Source organism: Enterococcus sp. C63 (genome assembly GCF_040887215.1).
GTDB classification, from domain to species: domain Bacteria; phylum Bacillota; class Bacilli; order Lactobacillales; family Enterococcaceae; genus Enterococcus_B; species Enterococcus_B hirae.
The window spans coordinates 362,679-381,601 of the sequence record NZ_JBFOFI010000002.1 but is presented as its reverse complement, the minus strand read 5'-3'; the positions used below and the strand labels follow the sequence as shown (position 1 = coordinate 381,601).

The 18,923-nt window shown below is 35.7% G+C and carries 16 protein-coding genes and 1 tRNA gene; 2 read left to right on the top strand and 15 right to left on the bottom strand.

The window, feature by feature from the left end:
- Nucleotides 1-121: 121 nt before the first annotated feature.
- The 4 genes from AB3H90_RS04380 to AB3H90_RS04365 form a co-directional block, all read right to left on the bottom strand.
- Nucleotides 122-481: a DUF1304 domain-containing protein gene (locus AB3H90_RS04380; RefSeq protein WP_063626739.1), complete on the bottom strand. Its 360-nt coding sequence runs from the start codon at nucleotides 479-481 to the stop codon at nucleotides 122-124.
- Between the two features lie 398 nt (nucleotides 482-879).
- Nucleotides 880-953, bottom strand: a tRNA-Arg gene (locus AB3H90_RS04375).
- A 159-nt stretch (nucleotides 954-1,112) separates the two neighbouring features.
- The gene (locus tag AB3H90_RS04370) at nucleotides 1,113-1,799 is read right to left on the bottom strand and encodes an O-methyltransferase (RefSeq protein WP_034698785.1); all 687 of its coding nucleotides are present in this window, start codon (nucleotides 1,797-1,799) and stop codon (nucleotides 1,113-1,115) included.
- A gap of 70 nt (nucleotides 1,800-1,869) precedes the next feature.
- Entirely contained in the window at nucleotides 1,870-2,409 is a 540-nt protein-coding gene (locus AB3H90_RS04365; protein WP_368016263.1) for a signal peptidase I, read from the bottom strand.
- A 217-nt stretch (nucleotides 2,410-2,626) separates the two neighbouring features.
- On the opposite strand from AB3H90_RS04365, the gene AB3H90_RS04360 reads away from it, so the two are divergent.
- The gene (locus AB3H90_RS04360; protein WP_368016262.1) at nucleotides 2,627-4,477 is read left to right on the top strand and encodes a GHKL domain-containing protein; all 1,851 of its coding nucleotides are present in this window, start codon (nucleotides 2,627-2,629) and stop codon (nucleotides 4,475-4,477) included.
- A gap of 145 nt (nucleotides 4,478-4,622) precedes the next feature.
- Here the strand turns inward: AB3H90_RS04360 and AB3H90_RS04355 are convergent, their stop codons facing one another.
- From AB3H90_RS04355 to AB3H90_RS04305, 11 genes are all read right to left on the bottom strand, one after another.
- Nucleotides 4,623-5,627 (bottom strand): lipoate--protein ligase, encoded by a 1,005-nt coding sequence (locus AB3H90_RS04355; protein ID WP_010719815.1) that lies wholly within the window; start codon nucleotides 5,625-5,627, stop codon nucleotides 4,623-4,625.
- A 10-nt stretch (nucleotides 5,628-5,637) separates the two neighbouring features.
- A complete protein-coding gene (locus AB3H90_RS04350) occupies nucleotides 5,638-6,378 on the bottom strand; it encodes an MBL fold metallo-hydrolase (RefSeq protein WP_231480085.1) in 741 nt (246 codons plus the stop codon).
- 65 nt (nucleotides 6,379-6,443) lie between these two features.
- Nucleotides 6,444-7,241, bottom strand: a complete 798-nt coding sequence (locus AB3H90_RS04345) for a DUF975 family protein (RefSeq protein WP_010719817.1) — start codon at nucleotides 7,239-7,241, stop codon at nucleotides 6,444-6,446.
- Entirely contained in the window at nucleotides 7,241-8,323 is a 1,083-nt protein-coding gene (locus AB3H90_RS04340; RefSeq protein WP_010719818.1) for a M42 family metallopeptidase, read from the bottom strand. The genes AB3H90_RS04345 and AB3H90_RS04340 overlap by 1 nt, the downstream gene beginning before the upstream one ends.
- A 238-nt stretch (nucleotides 8,324-8,561) precedes the next feature.
- On the bottom strand, nucleotides 8,562-9,833 hold the full coding sequence (dltD, locus tag AB3H90_RS04335) for a D-alanyl-lipoteichoic acid biosynthesis protein DltD (RefSeq protein ID WP_368016261.1): 1,272 nt from the start codon (nucleotides 9,831-9,833) through the stop codon (nucleotides 8,562-8,564).
- Nucleotides 9,834-9,835: 2 nt separating this feature from the next.
- On the bottom strand, nucleotides 9,836-10,069 hold the full coding sequence (dltC, locus tag AB3H90_RS04330) for a D-alanine--poly(phosphoribitol) ligase subunit DltC (RefSeq protein WP_010719820.1): 234 nt from the start codon (nucleotides 10,067-10,069) through the stop codon (nucleotides 9,836-9,838).
- A gap of 69 nt (nucleotides 10,070-10,138) precedes the next feature.
- Nucleotides 10,139-11,344 (bottom strand): D-alanyl-lipoteichoic acid biosynthesis protein DltB, encoded by a 1,206-nt coding sequence (dltB, locus tag AB3H90_RS04325; RefSeq protein WP_010719821.1) that lies wholly within the window; start codon nucleotides 11,342-11,344, stop codon nucleotides 10,139-10,141.
- On the bottom strand, nucleotides 11,341-12,858 hold the full coding sequence (dltA, locus tag AB3H90_RS04320) for a D-alanine--poly(phosphoribitol) ligase subunit DltA (protein WP_368016260.1): 1,518 nt from the start codon (nucleotides 12,856-12,858) through the stop codon (nucleotides 11,341-11,343). Before dltA ends, dltB begins: the two co-directional genes overlap by 4 nt.
- A gap of 10 nt (nucleotides 12,859-12,868) precedes the next feature.
- The gene (locus AB3H90_RS04315; RefSeq protein WP_014834217.1) at nucleotides 12,869-13,018 is read right to left on the bottom strand and encodes a teichoic acid D-Ala incorporation-associated protein DltX; all 150 of its coding nucleotides are present in this window, start codon (nucleotides 13,016-13,018) and stop codon (nucleotides 12,869-12,871) included.
- Between the two features lie 289 nt (nucleotides 13,019-13,307).
- A complete protein-coding gene (locus AB3H90_RS04310) occupies nucleotides 13,308-15,371 on the bottom strand; it encodes an ABC transporter permease (protein WP_096709314.1) in 2,064 nt (687 codons plus the stop codon).
- A complete protein-coding gene (locus AB3H90_RS04305; RefSeq protein WP_034698771.1) occupies nucleotides 15,361-16,128 on the bottom strand; it encodes an ABC transporter ATP-binding protein in 768 nt (255 codons plus the stop codon). The genes AB3H90_RS04310 and AB3H90_RS04305 overlap by 11 nt, the downstream gene beginning before the upstream one ends.
- Before the next feature lie 369 nt (nucleotides 16,129-16,497).
- Between AB3H90_RS04305 and nrdD the strand changes: the two genes are divergently transcribed.
- Complete coding sequence (gene nrdD, locus AB3H90_RS04300; RefSeq protein ID WP_010719825.1) at nucleotides 16,498-18,687, top strand: anaerobic ribonucleoside-triphosphate reductase; 2,190 nt, start codon at nucleotides 16,498-16,500, stop codon at nucleotides 18,685-18,687.
- Nucleotides 18,688-18,923: the final 236 nt, after the last annotated feature.

Here is an 18,923-nt window from a genome sequence, read left to right as displayed (position 1 = left end):
CTTTTTTATAAAAATTTTACGAAACACGCAACTACTAGAATAGCATATTTTTCTAACTCATGTCAGCTTTTTCACAAAGTTACAGGCGTTTTCATGAAAATTTTTATAAAATAAGATTAACTCAAATCAAAAGAGTCAGTAATCCAATGATTGCCAGACCACCTTGTTTCAAAATAATTAGTTTGTCACTAGTGATACTACCGTAAGCTGCGACCAATACAATATAAATCAATAACAAACTTGCCATTTCTTTTGGTGCAGACGAAATATAAGTGGCATACAATAAACCAATACCTAACAATCCATTATAAACACCTTGATTCTTAAATAACGTTTGTACCGACGAATTACTTAATTCTTTTTGACTCATTTTAAATACTCTGCCAGTTGCTTTAGAAGTTGTAGCAAAGGTTTCTAAATACATGATATAAAAAAATTCAATTGCAACTAATGTAATGATAATTTGTGAAATAATCGACATATTTTCTCCTCCTATTCATTTCTGCCTATCGGCTTAGAATAAGTATAGCCGAACCGTTCAAAAATAAAAAAACAAACACACTTGTAGCGATTATATTATAAGAACCTTGGCCCCCCTGATATCAAACATCATCCACCTATAGAGGATGGACTGATTTCTGCTTAAACGAAGTTAAAATACACGAATGTATGAATTTGTAGAGTAAAAATTTTACCTACTCCTTTTACTTAGAAAAACATCCAATATATTCTTTTTTAACACATACCTAGTAAGTAGAAAATCCTACCTGATTAGACTGCGTATCATAAGAATACTTGCTACGTACCCATTTGGTCCAACTACCAGAACAAAGAAAAACCGGTAGAAACTTTCGTTTCTACCGGTTTTGGTTTTTTTTACGTCACAGGAGGGATTCGAACCCCCGACCGTCCGCTTAGAAGGCGGATGCTCTATCCAGCTGAGCTACTATGACAGCTTTTTCGGAACAAAAATAATTATATAGAATCATTTTGGTTCTGTCAATATGAAATGGTTATTTTATCAATAAAAAAGATTGCTCAATAGAAAGCGTTCCTCTTTTACCTAGTGTCCGACAAAAAGCAAGCTTTTTGTCGTAACAAGGTAAATACTCTTAAGGTAGATGAATTTGCTCTTTTTCTTTAGTTATCAAGATCACACCATCACCTAGCGGCACTAATGTGGAAGTCAAGTCTGGATGGGTCATGACGACCTGTAAAAATTCATTTAATTTACGATGAATGGCACGTTTGCCTCTAGGAATCTCTTCATCAGGCAATAAAATCGTTCCGCCTTGAAAAATATCATCAACCATCAATACGCCACCTTTTTTTAGCAGACGTAAACATTCTGGTAAAAACTCAATATATTTCGATTTGGCACTGTCCATAAAAATAAAATCATAAGGCCCAGTTAGTTCTGGTAAAATATCAGCCGCTTGTCCTTCTAGTAAAGTAACTTTTTCGGTTAAGCCAAGTCTTTCATAAGTTGCCTTGGCCTTTTTGATCATAACATCAAAACGATCGATCGTCGTGACGTGACCTTTTTCACTGATTAATTGAGCCATCAAACTAGAAGAAAAACCAATAGCTGCACCAATTTCTAAAACATTCTTTGGTTTTAATTGCCCTAATAAAAACTGCATGAATACGACTGTTTCATGGGGAATGATCGGTACTTCCGCTAAATGGGCTTCTTCTTCAATCAAACCAAGCTCTCCAGACAGTTTTTTCTGTTTTGTCCGCATAAAATCAACTAACTCTTCTTTTACTACCGGACGATGCATCATTTCATTACGCATAATCTGCCTCCTCTTCCAAATTATTATACGAAGAACCTGACAAATCCACAAGTTGCAAACAAATTTACACTCACTTTCCTTTTCGTTGGCTATGAGTAAAAAACCGATTGAAACTTTTCTTTTTTTCAAATTCATCTAGCATATTCCAAGCTGTAATACCGGTCAAACAAAAGGCGATGGTAAAAAATAGCCAGCGCATCCAAGTAAATGCTGACTTTGATAAAAGAATGCCAATATAGGGAATCTGAAAAATGGGCGTTCCAATGATGTATCTTCTCCCCACTACACCGGATTCGGTCTGCTTAGAACTATCTGCTTTAGTATAAAAGTCTTGATGGTCTTTTTCCACTGCGATCACTCGTCGGGTGGTTATTTGCTCTCCTGAGTTCTCATAGTACGTAATCACGTCACCAACCAACAATTCTTCTGGTTTCTTCGGACGTACATAGATCAAACTTCCTTGGCTATAGTAAGGACTCATACCACGATCTTCAATAATATGGGTTGATAGACCAGCTATTTTAGGAAGTAAAATAATGCTCAAAATGATCGCTAAAATAACAATCAGTGTAATTGAACTAATATAGGTTATTTTTTTATAAAATGGCACTAGTTTCCACTCCCTTTACTCATTTCTTATTTCCCATCATATAATAACGATTTAATTTTATCAATTTTAACTCTATTTCTTCTACAACGAATTGAAAGAATTTTAAAAAAAATCTAAAAAATAACTCTGGTTATCTAGCTTTATGCAGGTTTATGATTGACTAGAAAACAAAAAACGTTTACCCTAAAAAAAATGTTACTTTTAGAAAGGACACATTATGAACTTTTTTAATAACATTGAATATTTTAAAAAAGCGAACTCATTAAAGATAAAATGGTTTTTCACTATTCTATTATCAACGTTATTTTTAATGATAACAGTATATTTCTTTTATTATATTTTTACTCCTTCTGATAGTGGAAAGGTCAAAGAAATAAAAAATTCATGGGAATTTTACTTAAAAAATGAACCTGATTTTCGTTTTGATAGTCATTATATTAGTTACCTTCCAACAGTTGAAAGAAATGAAACTTTTGTGATGGAAACTATATTAAAAGAAGAGATGGACGATTCGAACTTAGTGATTCGGGGAAACAACCAATGGATAAAAGTTTATTTAAATGATCAACTTTTATATGATCGAACAAATGAACAAGACCAACTTCATCCTGGTTTATCTTTGGCAGTTATTGATCTGCCTACACATTATGCTGGTGAACACTTAAAAATCGAAGTTACTTCACCATATGAAAACTATTCGGGTATTCCACCAAAAGTTTATGTTGGAAATACGGGACCAATCATCAGCTTTATTTTTTCCCAATCTGTTCCTCAAGTAGTTACCATGATCATTGCCATCTTTTTAGGAATTGGGATATTGGTGTACGCCATTTTTAAGCTTTACAAAAAAAAGAAACTAGATATTTCACTGATCATTCTCAGTTGTTTTGCGTTAGTTTTAGGGTTTGAATCAATCTCTGAAGATATATTAAGCGGCATCCTTTTTGAACCAATCGTCCATTCGATTTTATCTGATACATTTACTATTTTAACTTCAGTATTTCTGGTATTGTATTATTTATCCCGAATGAAACATTATCAAAAAATATATGGTCTCTTTTGTTTTCTGCAAGTCTCCATCCAAATAGGTGTCCTTATTTATTCATTGATGACAGTAGGAGAATTAACTGAACTAATGCCCATTGTTAATGCGGTTAGTGTAATCAGTACATTAGTTACTTCGCTTGTCTGTGTTGGGGAAGCCTATCGGAATAATCGTTTTTTCATTGCTTGTACACCGTGGATTGTGCTGATTGCCATTTTCCATTGTATGCTTTATATCCAACCATCATTAGGTATTTATAATGCAAATATTAATTGGTCTACTATTCTATTTATGATAATTCTGATTATTATCATTTGTTATAATATTATCGAGTACATCATCAGCTTTGATAAGCATCAGCGAACTGTTAATTTCTTGAAAACAAAATCGGATTTACTTGAACAACATTATGATCAGCTACGTGATCACATTCAAGAAATCAGTACATTAAGAACTGAGTTTATCCAAACTATGGAAAACTTAGAACATTTGGTCAAGGAAGAAGAAACCGATGAAGTACAAAATTATGTGCAAACTATCTTAACTAATGCTCGAAATTTTGAATTTATTTTCTCTTACTCCTCTCACCAACTCACTAATCTTATTTTAGCTCGTTATCAAGAGATTGCATCAAAGCGAAATATCAAGGTGAAGTTTCAAGCCGAACTACCAGAAGTATTGACCGTCAATGATGATGACTTGACCCAAATACTGATTCATGTCTTAGAACATTCTTTTAGAGAAACACATGCCATTGAAGATCCAACACATCGAAAAATTTATTTATCGATGCAGGAAAAAGAAAATCAACTATTGATTCGTTGTGAACATAGCGCAAACTATGAAACAAATCTCTTTTCACAAGGAATTACCGAAAACTTTGCTGAACAAGAACAGTTTGATTTAAAAATAATCCAAGATGTGGCGGAACGTTATGCAGGAACGTTGACTCAGGAAAAAGATAGTCAGGTTGATCGTTTAATCATCCAATTGACTAAAACAAATCCCAAGAAAAGCGTATAATGTCTTTGGCGGATTGGAAAATTGATTCATTGAATGAAGGTTTGAGCGGACAAAATAATATTCGTTCTCTTTCTCAAAAAAAGATAAAAAACAGGGAACACCAATCATTGGTGTTCCCTGTTTTTGACTAATGACTAACATTCGATCAATATAAAAGAGCAAGAAAATCTTCAGCTTCGATCGCACCAAAATACTTTTTGATATCAATCGTTTTTACTACATCACTTAAAACTGATTTATCATATCTTTGTCCAATCAGTTTTTCTTCGACGTCCTTTATCTCTCCTAACCCAAAGAAGTCACCAAATATTTTCACATCATCAATCAAACCATGTGACACATTCAGATGGACTTCGATCGAACCAATCGGATACCGCTTTTGTCTCGAAAAGTTAAAATCAGGTGATTTCCCATAATTCCAATCCCAATTACGATAATAGCGATCAGAGATTTCGTTGATTTTGATCCAGTCTTTGTCTGTTAGCTGATACGTATTAACCTCTGCCAGCGTTGCTACTCCGAATATTTTTAATAGAATTTCATCACGAAATTCTTCTGTTAACATTTCTTGTTTTTCTTTAGGTAAAAATGGTTTGATATTGGTCACACGAGAACGAATCGATTTGATCCCTTTGGACTCGATTTTATCTTTTTTTACTTTTAACGCATTGACCACTTCATTGATGTCAGAATCAAACATGATAGTTCCATGGGCAAACATTCGACCATTCGTTGCATACATCGCATTACCAGAAAATTTCATACCATCAATCACTAAATCATTTCGGCCTTTTAATTCTGCTCCAGATACCCCTAATTCGTGAAGAGCTTGAATAATTGGCTTAGTAACTTTAGCAAAATCACGGAAAGAATCGCCATCATCAGGCATGATAAAACTAAAGTTTAAATTTCCAAAGTCGTGATAGACGGCTCCACCGCCACTTAAACGACGAACGACATGGATGCCCTGTTGTTCAACGTAATCTCGATTGATTTCTTCGATCGTGTTTTGATTACGCCCAATAATGATAGATGGTTCATTGATATAAAACAATAAAATCGGTTCATCAACAGGCATTTCTTGGAGTAAAAATTGTTCAATTGCTAGATTGATACGTGGATCATGCTTGTCATTCGGTACAAAAATCATTGTCTTCCTCCTAGATATCAAATACTTTATCGACTTTTGCTAGTGCTACTTCTACTGTATCACCCGCAGCTTGTTGCGCTTCGTTCTGTAATTGTGTAAGATCCCCAAATTGAGGTAAATGGGTCAATACTAGCTTTTTGACTTTTGCTGCTTTCGCAAGTTCCCCCGCTTCTTTTGACGTAAAGTGCGCTTTGTGTCGTTCATTACCAGCAAACAGATAAGTATCTGCTAGAAATAAGTCTACATTTTCAGCAAATTCTACAAAACTTTCCAAATAGCCGGAATCACCTGTAAAAACAAAGACTTTGCCAGTCGCTTCTTCGACGATCCGCATGGCATAGCACACCACTGGATGGATGGTTTCCATAAACGTGATTAAAAAAGGACCTACTTTCAATTCTTCTGCCTCAAAATAGCCACGTCCTTCTGACACGTTCGGCATTGTTAACTCATCAAAATGAAAAGTATCTTTAGTATGACCATAGATTGGCAAGATAGCTCCTGGTTCTTTTTCAGGATGTAGTTGCCAATAATATTGCAATACACCTAGATCAGCGATGTGATCATGATGGTAATGGCTCAAGATAACCGCATCAAGTTCTAACGGTTCAAGATGCTCTTGTAATTTTATCAAGGTGGCGCTACCAGCATCGATCAGTAGGTTAAAGCCAGCTGACTGCAATAAATAGCTAGTCGTTCCTTGATTTTTATATGGATAGGCGCCTAAGCAACCTAATACAGTTAATTTCATGATCGTTCTCCTTTCAGAATCAATGTAATAGAATCCTGTTTTTTCTGTGAAACCTCTCTCATGTTTTATGAAAAATAAGTAGCTGGGGGTTCTTTTTCAAGTCTTGCTTGCTCGTAAAAACCTGCAATGGTCACATTGACATAGGCGATAACCCACAATAAACCAAAGAACAAGGCTAGGGCTCCAACAAGGTACCACCCGATAAATGAAAGTTGTAATAGGATATAAGTACCTAAACGATCTTTTAATAAATACCACGCGTATTGCAAACACTGGATGATTGAAAGTTCTGGGTAATCAAATTTAGTCCAAGCCGCAAATTGAAACAATCCGCCCACAATACTCATCAACAAAAGAGAAACAAAGGTCATGAGCAGGGTGGTCAAAACGTAACTAATGTCCAAAGCATTCCCTGATAACACATCTGTTGAAATTGTGTTTGAATTAAATAGTAATTGTGTATAAGTATTGACACCACCAATCAAAAAACCTGGTAATAAAACAAGGGCATTAATGATCCAATTGATCACAACATTGATCAAATTAATCACTAAAATAGGTCCAAAATATTTTTTTTGAAAGACGGCAAACAATAAATTACTTTTTGCTCTGCCGCCACGAACGACTACCAGCGCAATGTAATATAAGGCATATGAAAAAGCAAATAAAAGGAAATTCTCTAGTAAAAAGCTAACTATTTGTTGTTGCGTGCTATCTACGAAAAAAAATCCCTCAAAAAACATTTGGATCAAACCCGCAACAAACATCGAAAGAAAGACTAGCCAAGCATTGATTCCCCATTGTTGCGCAAGGCTAGCTCGAGCTTTTTTGCGATAATCTGAAAGTGATAACTTTGTTTCCATTAATCATAACTCCTAATCTTTTCAACTGTTTTGTGGTCTAATCGCTTCACTAATTCCGTCACTAATTTCACAGTATTCAAATAATCATCTTCATGGATCACTGAAGTATGTGAATGCAAATACCGCACCGGAACAGTAATCGCCACAGACGGTACCCCATCTCTTGTCAAATGCATCTGTCCTGCGTCTGTCCCACCACCAGTAATGACGGTGTATTGGAATGGTATATCCATTTCTTCCGCCACATCAATCACAAAATTCAACAGTTTTTTATGTGGAATCATTGAAGCATCAAAAATCAAGATTTGTGGACCTTTACCCAAAATCGAATCCGCTTCTTTTGGCGTCATCCCCGGTGTATCTCCAGCTGTTCCTGTATCTAAAGCAAAGGCGATATCTGGATTCACTAAGTGTGTACTTGTGCGTGCCCCTCTAAGGCCAACTTCTTCTTGCACATCGCTCCCTGCGAATAAAACATTGGGATGTCCTTCTTTTGCTAAATTCTCAAGAACTCGTAATGAAACAGCTGTACCGATGCGATTGTCCCAAGCCTTAGCTAGTAAAAATTTACCGCCATTCAACCGTTTATACTCAATATATGGGGTTACCATATCGCCAGGGCGAATACCCCATTCTTTTGCTTCTTTATCGCTTGTCGCTCCAATATCAATAAACATATCCTTGATATCATACGGTTTATTTCTTACTTGTGGGGTTAAAACATGTGGCGGTTTCGAACCAATCACGCCATGGATCACTTTCCCAGCTTGTGTTTTGATTTCCACTTGTTGGGCTAACATCACTTGTCCCCACCAACCACCTAATGTTTGAAATTCCAAAAAACCTTTATCAGTGATCTTAGTCACCATAAATCCCACTTCATCCATATGACCGGAAATAAAAATCTTAGGTCCACCACCAGAACCATGTTTGGCGATAATACTACCTAAACCATCATAAAAAATATCTTCCGCAAAGTCTTTTGCATACTTTTTATAGACTTGTCTCACTTCTTCTTCATTGCCTGGTACTCCTTTGGCTGAAGTCAGATCAATCAATAACTGTTCTTCTTTTTTATCCAAAACGTCTCCCTCATTTCTCGTATTGATAGCTAGATTATACCATTTATTAGGTGTGCTTTTCAGCAGAACGATTTTTTCAGTTAAAAAAAAGCCAGGATTCCTCGAAAGTTTACCGAATAACTTTCAATAATCCTGGCTTTTTTGCATAATGCATACGATAGCAATCGCTATTTTCTCTTAAATGGACTGACAGCAGTAAACGAGCGTTTCTTTTATGCACTTCGTGTTCGAAACTCCATTACTGTTGGTTTTCTTTTAAATCATTTGGTGAATGTTTTTGCCAGTCTTTACTATAAAATGATGGATCCAATTGATAGTGACTTGGTTGTTGTTGGTTTTCTAAAAACGGTCTAATCCGTTGATCTGCTGCTAGCCACCCTTTCCAACCTAAATGAATGGTGTCTTCCATGAAATAAGGTTGATCAGCCATTTTTGTAAAATCTGCGATCCGATCAAAGCCTTGACTCTGCAATTGAAATTTGATTTTCTTTGCAAATCCTTGAAGCATTTCTTGAGATAACCCAGTATAATCACTCCATTTTTGATTCACAGGTGGAATGATGAATAATGCTTCTGCCTGTTCTTGGGCTAATTGCTGTAGGACTAATTGAAAATCTGAAAATTCAGGTGAAAAACGATAATCCCAATTTTTTTGAGAATTTTTCAGCTCTTTTAAGTGGTGACGAATGCGCTCTTTATAAAAATCATTTTTTAACTCAAAAGAATTGTCGCTTGTACTTTTTCTCCCAATATTTTCCGCTAGGTTTGCCAGAACTTTTTCTTGATAATTAGCAGGCAACGGCTTCATTGCCTGATCAATTTTGTCTTGTTTACTTTTCAGACCAATATTGCTGAACATTTCATCTTCTCTTTTTAAAATATTCCAGTTCAAGCGCAATTGATTTCGTTTTTCGTCAGAAGGAAGTTGACCTTTTTTGATCATTTGTAACATTTCCGTCAATTTTTCATCTTTTTTAACGATAGAAAAATGTAAAAGTCTTCTAGCTAAATAACGGTCAGCAGGAGTGATTTTTTTCAACGAGAACAGCCAGTCAAGGGTTTGTAACTGTGAATAATACGTATCAAAATAATCTTTTTTTACGCCATCTTTGACAAACCATTGTGGAGAAATGATAAAAACGATTTTCTTATTTTTCAAATCATCTCCTGCAGAGCGCATCATCATATACTGACTTAATGATTGTGTCCCAGGTGCCCCTAATAAGAAGGGACGATAATCACGATGGTATTTCTCCGCCAAGACGGATGGGTGAAACGGACTGATCCGACTGAGTTCACTTGAACCAAAAAAAGGAACATATTTTTTTTCAGCTAAGGCTTCGTTTTTGATGGTATCTCCTTTTAACACATTTTCGGACATGGATGTAGAAGCTTTTTTTATGACTGTTGGGTCGGTTAGATCCACACGATACGAAGAAGTGAAAAAAACTGCTATCAATCCAAAAGCTAAAAGGATTGGACCGAAAATAGCAAATAATTTCTTTTTCATTCTCATCCCTTCAATTCTTGTACTTGTGCAATGATTTTATTCGGTGTGCCCCACTGTTCACGATCAAATTCAGAAACAGGGACTTGAACATCTAATTGTCCATCTAATTCGACTAATAATTGAACAGAAGCAAGTGAATCCAACAATCCTTCACCAAACAAATCAAGCTCTCGATTTTCTCTTATTTCATCTGTTCCTGTAATGTCTTCTAAAATAGTTAAAATTTGTTCTTCCATAATATAATCTCTCCTTAAATAATCATAATGTAAAATAAATCATTTTTAAGTCTTAGATAATCATCTGCTTTACTTAAACAATAGTTGGTCTAAAAAGCCCGAAAATATCAATAAACTAAAACAAACTGCTTGGAAAGTCATAAAGACAGCAAAAGCGTGAGTAAACCAATTGGATGGTAGTTGTTTTTTATGTTTTTTCTTGAATCGTAGCCAAACGTCGGTTAAGCAAATCAAAGTAGCATGATACAACCCATACACGATGTAATACCAAGTTAGACCATGCCAGATTCCCATCAATAGGAATAATGCATAATAACCAATATTCGAGGTTACAATTTTACTTTTGAACCATTTTTTCTTCATCAAGAAAAACATCAAGCGCATATAAACATAATCTCGAAACCAAAATGATAACGTCATGTGCCAACGATTCCAAAATTCTTTGATATTCCAAGACAAGAATGGTTTGTTAAAGTTGATTGGTGTTTGGTACCCCATCAAGTAACTCGTTCCCACCGCAAACAAACTATAGCCTGCAAAGTCAAAAAACAGATATAAACTATACACATAGGTATATCCTACTAATGACCAAGAAAAACCACCATGTTGCAAGGCAGCTTTGGAAACGATTGGTAACAACACTTGACCCAAATAATAGCCAATAATAAATTTGTATAAAAAACCTAGAAAAATATTTTGGATACCTTTTTCTAATAATGTCAGATATTTCTCAGTTGCAGGCGGCTGACATTGATCCTTTTCAAATCTTCTATAGCGATCGATTGGTCCAGATGAAATCGTTGGAAAAAAGAGTAAAAATTGAATATAACGAAAAGGCTGATAGTTCTTGATCAATCCATCCCTAATTTCCATGATCATCTGAACAGATTTAAAGGTTAGATAGGAGATCCCTAGAAAAGCTAGAAAAGATTCTTTCCCATGGGCAAAAAACGGTGTGACTTTTGTTAAAAATAATGGGAAAATCGCTAGGATCACCGCTAAGTAAAACCAAATACCTTGATTTTTCTTTTGACGGTAAACGAAGTAAGCCCAAACTAATAATGTCTGCCAAACAACATATGCAATCAAGGCTACACCTTGTTGCCAATAGACACCACCAAAACTGATGAATAAGAAAAGCAAGGTGATGAGTGTTTGATAAATTGGCAGTCTTTTCCCTCGAATCAACAATGATAGCACGATCGGTACTAAACCGATGATTAACAGCAGAAAATAATAAGGTTCTGCGTACGGGATCATATGTGGAAAGGTCATTGAGGATTCACCTCAGCTATTAATTTTTTCCGATCGATTTTCCCGTTCACCGTTTGTGGTAAAAGATCAATGTAATTGATTTTTTGAGGGACCATGTAATCCATGACCGAATGTGCCAATTTTTCCTTAATTGATTTAGAGAGTTTAAAACTTGGTTCTGACGAATTTTTTTCTAATACAATAAAAGCAACTAGTTGTTGAACTTTGGTTCCTTGGTATTTTGGAACAACTATCGCTTGTTTAATCCGTTCATCTAACAAAAGCCCGTGTTCGATATCTCCTAATTCGATACGATACCCATGAAGTTTTATCTGTTGATCCATTCGTCCCTCATAGAACAAAAGACCTTCCTCATTAAGAAACCCAGCATCGCCAGTATGATAACTTTGTTGATCCTGTTTCTTGAAAAAAGCAGCTTTGGTTTTTTCTGGATTATTCAGATACCCCTTGGAGACACTAGGACCCAAGATAATAATTTCGCCTGTTTGATTGACCGGTTGCACTTTTTGATCATTCACAATCTGAACCTCGGTATCTTCTTTGATATAACCAATCGGTAAACGTTCATAGCGATCTAAAATACCTTGAGTGATTTGGATACTTGAAATAGCAACCGTGGCTTCCGTTGGTCCATACGTGTTATAAATACGGGCTTCAGGGAATCGTTTTAATAATTCTTGCGCTGTTTTTTTGGTTAATTCTTCCCCACAGAACAAGAAAGTGGCTAGATCTGGTACATGTTCCGCATCAAAAGTGGGTTCCATCAAACAGATATCGATAAATGAAGGAGTTGACACCCAGACATCTAATTTCAACTTTGCTAAAGTAGAAAATAATTGTCTAAAGTCTTGAATAACCGCTTTTTCTAAGGGTTTTAACATTCCTCCTGTCACAAGTGCTGGATAAATCGAAAAAACAGATAAGTCAAACGAAAATGGTGCTTGTGCTAAGAAACGTAGACCCTGTTCAAGATGAAATTCCTGGATCGTCCAACGAACAAAGCTCAATAAGTTATCATGACTGATTTGCACACCCTTGGGCTCACCTGTAGTACCAGAGGTAAAAATAATGTAATAATTTTCGTCACCTTTAACTGGATGTGTTGCTTCGTATTGACTCTCTTTTTTCGTGATCGTTGCTAATTCTTCCCGAGAAATCACTGGGATACCATCTGTTTCCATCTGCCAGTCACCGACACTAATGATCAAAGCTGGTTTTGCTACTCGAAGAATTGATTCAATTCGCTCATTCGGCGTATGTTCTTCAATCGGAAGATAGGCATGGCCAGCTTTGATGACACCAAGAAAAGAAACGATCATTTCAAACTCTAGATTTCCAAAAACCACGATTGGTCCCTGTTTCTGTAGATTTCTGTCTAAATAAGCTGCTAAAGCATCGGACTTTCTTTTTAGCTCCCCATAGGTATGCTCTGTGGTTTCTGTCTGATAAACGACCCGATCTGGTTCCGTTTGACCAAAAAAATCAATTGATTCAACGATTGTTTGAATATCCATCGTCTTCCTCCTAAAATTCATTATAGATAAAAGATCCGCCTTGGACATTTTTATAATGGTACAAATAAATCAACATAAAAATAATTGCACTATACAATAATGTTCGTACCACAAACGTGCCCCAGTACCTAAATTGAGGATTATTCCACCAATTTTTCAATTTAATTTCCCTCCTAATCGAATCTCAAAATAATTTTACCCATTCTTTTTAAAAAACAACATTTGTTTTCCTAACAGTAATCGCTTTTCTGCTAACAATTTTGTCACAATTTAGATTAACTACAAAAAGACGGTTATTATAATATAAGCATCACCTCAAATAAATAAAGATTTTTTTTAAAAAAAGCTAAAAAGACTTAAACGATCTATGTAACCAATCGTTTAAGTCTTTCTTCATTCAAATTAAAAAAACAGAGTACTACCTTTTGCTCATTTAAATATAGCTTGATTTACTCCTCAATAATCCTGCAATATAAGACACTTGTGATGTAATAAAACAAGATATAGATCAAGACAAGTGAGCCACAAATCAGATATGCTAACCCATAATTTGCTGTATCGACATATTGAGTAAATACTTCAATGGCAAAAAAGGTATGCATACTCCCCAAAATAATTGGTGGGAAAAACATGATCGCATTTTGCCCAAAGATGACTCGCTTCACTTTTTTTCGAGAAATCCCTAATTTCGTTAATAATTGATAATTCTCTCGTTCTTCTTCTGCTTCTGCTAATTGACGAACCATCAGCATGCTTCCAGTCGTGACAATAACAATTATTCCAATAAAGATCGAAACATACGCCATTAAACCAATTCCTTGTTCAACTGTTCGTTTAAATGGGAAACGTGCAGAAAAGTTAAGACGTGAATCTTCATTATTGTATTCATCAGAAGATTGATCTGAAGCTGCTTTTTCTTGGTGCGATTCATTTTTATGAATCGTTCCAGTTATAGCCTCTCCTTTGATTTCATAATCATAATAAATGATGTTCTCATAACTTGTAGGAATCTCTTTGGAAATACGTTCAATGATTTTTTCCTGATCTCCCCCTTGCACATTCCAATTGACCACTTGATAGTTTAGTCCAGATGCTTTAGCAAAATAATCATCACTGACAACGAGTGTCGGACCGAAATACCTCAACGAACCATCTCCTAAAAAATTAGGTAAGGTTGCTTGAATATCTAAAGTTTGATCGGGCAAGTAGAATGTTGAATCATACATTGAAAAATTTCTAAAGATATTTTTCATACTATCTAATACCACAGTGCTGTTATCCGATGTTAAATCAATTTTAGGCATTTTAGGATTGAATTGTCGAAAGGCATGATATTCTTTTTCTGGAATCAAATTTACCAATTGAAATACTTTTTCCTCAGAAATCCCGTCTAACTTATCATTATAGTAACTTCCAATCACTTTGTAATTGATCGTCATTTCTTTTGTGATCGTTTGCCCTTCACTTGCAAGAAGCGGTCGCAGCTTGTCGGCTGTTGCCTTATCCATTTGATAAGATACCGGTGAGACCATCTCCACATTTCGAGACATGATGACAGTCGCACTCATCATTGCGCCAATCATCGTTAAAGCTAGAGCCATGATCAGTGTGATCAACGAATTGATCCGCCAGCTTTTCAGCAGATGGATCTGCGTATTGCCGATCAGCAAGAAGTTGATCCCTCGATACTTAATTCGAGAACGACTCACCAAATCAATTAACACACGTAGGGAAAAACAAAAGAACAGATATGTCCCGATCACACAAAACAGCAGGATCAGAACAAATAATAAGAAAGGAAAGCGAAGATCTTGCGTAAAAATAAAAAGTTTAGCAGCAAATTCCCGATAGTGGACCGCAAAGAAATAACCACTAGAGATCAGCAATAAACCCAATGTTCCTAAAAAACGATGGCGTGTCCGAACTCTTAACTTGCTACTTTCCAAATGATCGTATTCGCCAAAATTTCGAATCGTCGGATAGCGCCAGATTTTCCATAATGAATACAAAGAAACAACAGATAAAATCAAAAAAAACAACAGGAAGGTTTCAAAAATCGATGGCACGGAAATGAAGAAAAGACTCGTGATTTGCAAGTTCATCATGCGAATCAAGATCATAGAAAATAATTTTGAGAAAATGATTCCTAAAATAATCCCTGCTGTACAGGCGAATAATCCAATAGCCATTGTTTCCAATACATAGATCAGTGAGATTTGGGTTTTCTTCACACCAAACAACTGATAGATCCCAATCTCTCTTTGTCTGCGGTTAAAGAAAAAACGATTTGCACTAATAACAAAAAAAAGTAATACGATTAAGATAATCCAACTACCCATACCAAAAAAAACATTGAATAAAGAATCTTGCTGTGTCCTTCGGTTCAATAATTGATCATAAGAAATCGTACTAAAAGAATAGTAGATCATCGTTGATAACGTTAGACTAAAAAAGTAAACGAGATACCCTCTTGACTGTCGCAGAAAACTTTTCGCAGCCAACTTATAAAGCATTGAGTTTTCCACCTCCCCCAATGGTCGCCTGCATATCAATCACCCGTTCAAAAAATTCGTTTCTTGAACCTCTGCGAACTACTTCAGAGAAAATCACCCCATCTTTGATAAATAAAATCCGATCACAATAACTGGCTGTATACGGATCATGTGTTACTAATAAGATAGTTGATTTTTCTACTCGGTTCATCGTTGTTAAATAATTTAGTAACTCGGTGGCTGATTTCGAGTCCAGAGACCCGGTTGGCTCATCAGCAAAAATGACTTGTGGTTGAATAACTAATGCTCTAGCAGCCGCAATCCGTTGTCTCTGACCAACTGATAATTCATCTGGATAACGTTTTAAGATTTCTTCGATCCCTAATAATTGAGCAACATGCAACACACTTTTTTCCATCTCTTCTTTCGAGATTCGTTCCACCGCTAATGGTAGTAAGATATTGTCCTTCGCATTCAATGTATCGATCAAATTAAATTCTTGAAAAATAAATCCTAATTTTTTGCGACGGAAGTCACTCAATTCATTATTTTTCATTTTAGTGATCTCATTTCCTTGGATCAACACACTTCCCATCGTTGGTAGATTGATCGTCGAAAGAATATTCATCAAAGTCGTCTTTCCAGCACCACTCGGACCCATGATGCCAACAAATTCTCCTTTTTCTACTGTAAAAGAGATATTATCAAGTACTTTTACCGGCGAAAGCTTATTTCCATAGCTTTTACTTACATGTTTTACCTCGATCATTTTATCCATGGCTTTCCTCCTTGGGTTTTGCTTACTCGCCACACTGACACACTTACCAGCATATTAGCATATTCTTTGGTTTTTTTCTCTGATCTTTACAGCATTTGAGCATTTCTTTTTAGATTTTTATCATTTCACAGACATAACTTTTTTTAAAAAATTTTTATTCATCTATTTTATTCACGAAAGCGATATATTCAAAATAAAAATCCTATAAACTTACGTTTTCACTTTTTTTCACAAAGAAATATATACAACATATAGTATAGTTGTTCGTTTATACACCTATTTGCATACTATATATAGCTAGTATTTAGTTGCTCCTTCGTGGATTTTGTTTTATGATAGACAAGAAGAATTTAGCAGGAGTTGAATAAAATGAGTGTACAAATTGAAGAAAAAGTAACAGATCCCCTTCATTCAGAAGTATCAAACATAACAATCATTAAACGAGATGGTCGACGTGTCGAATTTGATGAAACAAAAATCAATGAGGCTTTAGTCAAAGCTGAAAAGAAAATTCATGGCTCATTGTCTCCACTTACTTATGAAAAAATTCAAACGATCGTGGATTTAGTCGTTCAAGAAATCAAACGACGCTTTACCGACAACGTTAAAATATATGAGATCCAAAATATCGTTGAACACATTCTTTTAGAAAAAAACGAATATGAATTAGCAGAAGAATATATCAATTACCGCACAAAACGTGATTTTGCCAGAAGCAAAGCGACAGATATCAATTTTTCGATCAAAAAATTGATCAATAAAGACCAAACAGTTGTCAATGAGAATGCAAATAAAGATAGTAATGTCTTCAATACTCAAAGAGATTTAACCGCTGGTATCGTTGGAAAATCCATCGGTTTGAAAATGTTGCCCCCACATATCGCAAATGCGCATCAAAAAGGCGACATCCATTACCATGATTTAGATTATCATCCATACACACCAATGACAAACTGTTGTTTGATCGATTTCAAAGGAATGTTGAACAACGGATTCAAAATTGGAAATGCTGAAGTGGAATCACCAAAATCAATTCAAACTGCTACTGCTCAAATTTCACAGATCATTGCAAATGTAGCTTCCAGTCAATATGGTGGTTGTTCTGCTGACCGAACAGATGAATTACTTGCTCCTTTCGCTGAACTGAATTATCAAAAACATTTAGCGGATGCAGAAGAATGGATCGAAACACCTGAACGTCGAGTAGAGTATGCGAAATCAAAAACCAAAAAAGATATTTTTGATGCGATGCAAAGTCTAGAATATGAAATCAATACTCTTTTTACTTCAAATGGTCAAACACCATTTACTTCTCTTGGCTTTGGTTTAGGAAAAAACTGGTTTGAGCGAGAAATTCAAAAAGCAATCTTACAAAATCGGATCAATGGCTTAGGTAGCGAAAAGCGGACAGCTATCTTCCCTAAATTGATTTTCACATTAAAAGATGGCATAAACTTGAACCCAACTGATCCTAATTATGACATTAAACAATTAGCTTTGGAATGTGCAACTAAGCGGATGTATCCTGATATTTTAAACTACGACAAAATCGTTGAATTAACCGGTAGTTTCAAAGTACCTATGGGTTGTCGTTCATTTTTACAAGGTTGGAAAGATGAAAATGGCCAAGAAGTGAACGTTGGTCGAATGAATCTTGGTGTGGTCACACTAAACTTACCTCGTATTGCCATCGAAGCGAAAGGCGATCAGGAAAAATTCTGGCAAATCCTCTCTGAGCGCTTAGCCATCATGAAAGATGCTTTAGTTTATCGTGTCGATCGTTGTAAAGAAGCAATCCCTGCTAACGCACCAATCTTATATATGTATGGTGCATTCGGTAAACGTCTCTCAAAAACAGATGCTGTCGATGAATTATTCAAAAATCGTCGTGCAACGGTTTCTTTAGGTTATATCGGTCTTTACGAAGTGGCTTCTGCTTTTTATGGTGGGGAATGGGAAAACAATCCCGAAGCAAAAGATTTTACCCTTGATATCGTGAAGGAATTAAAAGCCAAAGCAGATGCTTGGGGTGACGAATATGGATATCATTTCAGCGTTTACTCTACACCTAGTGAGAGCTTAACTGATCGTTTCTGCCGTTTAGATACAGAAAAATTTGGCGAAGTCGAAAACATCACTGATAAAGAATATTACACGAATAGTTTCCATTATGACGTTCGTAAAAACCCAACTCCGTTTGAAAAACTAGATTTTGAAAAAGATTATCCGAAGTATTGTTCTGGTGGTTTTATCCATTACTGTGAGTACCCAATGCTTCAACAAAACCCAAAAGCATTAGAAGCCGTTTGGGATTATGCTTACGATAAAGTTGGCTATTTAGGAACGAATACACCAATTGATCATTGCTACAAATGTGGCTTTGAAGGTGACTTCAAACCAACCGAACGTGGCTTTGAATGTCCCGAATGCGGCAACCATGATCCAAAAACTTGTGACGTCGTTAAAAGAACCTGTGGCTATTTAGGTAACCCACAAGCACGTCCAATGGTTCACGGTCGTCACAAGGAGATCTCTTCACGTGTCAAACATATGAAGTAATCTTTCTCTACTATTTCGTTCTAATTTACTCTAAGAAAAAAGATAGAGCGATCAGTTATTCCTTAGAAAACAATCCCCTTTCACAGCGTGACTACGATAAATCGAACGGTGTGTGAACCGTGACCGTTCGATTTATTTGCATTTTTTTGAGGCTAGTCCATTATCTTTTCTGAGACTGCTTGCTGTGAAACTGGTTTGAGTTTTAAGTAAATTTTTCATACTTTGATGTTAGAAAG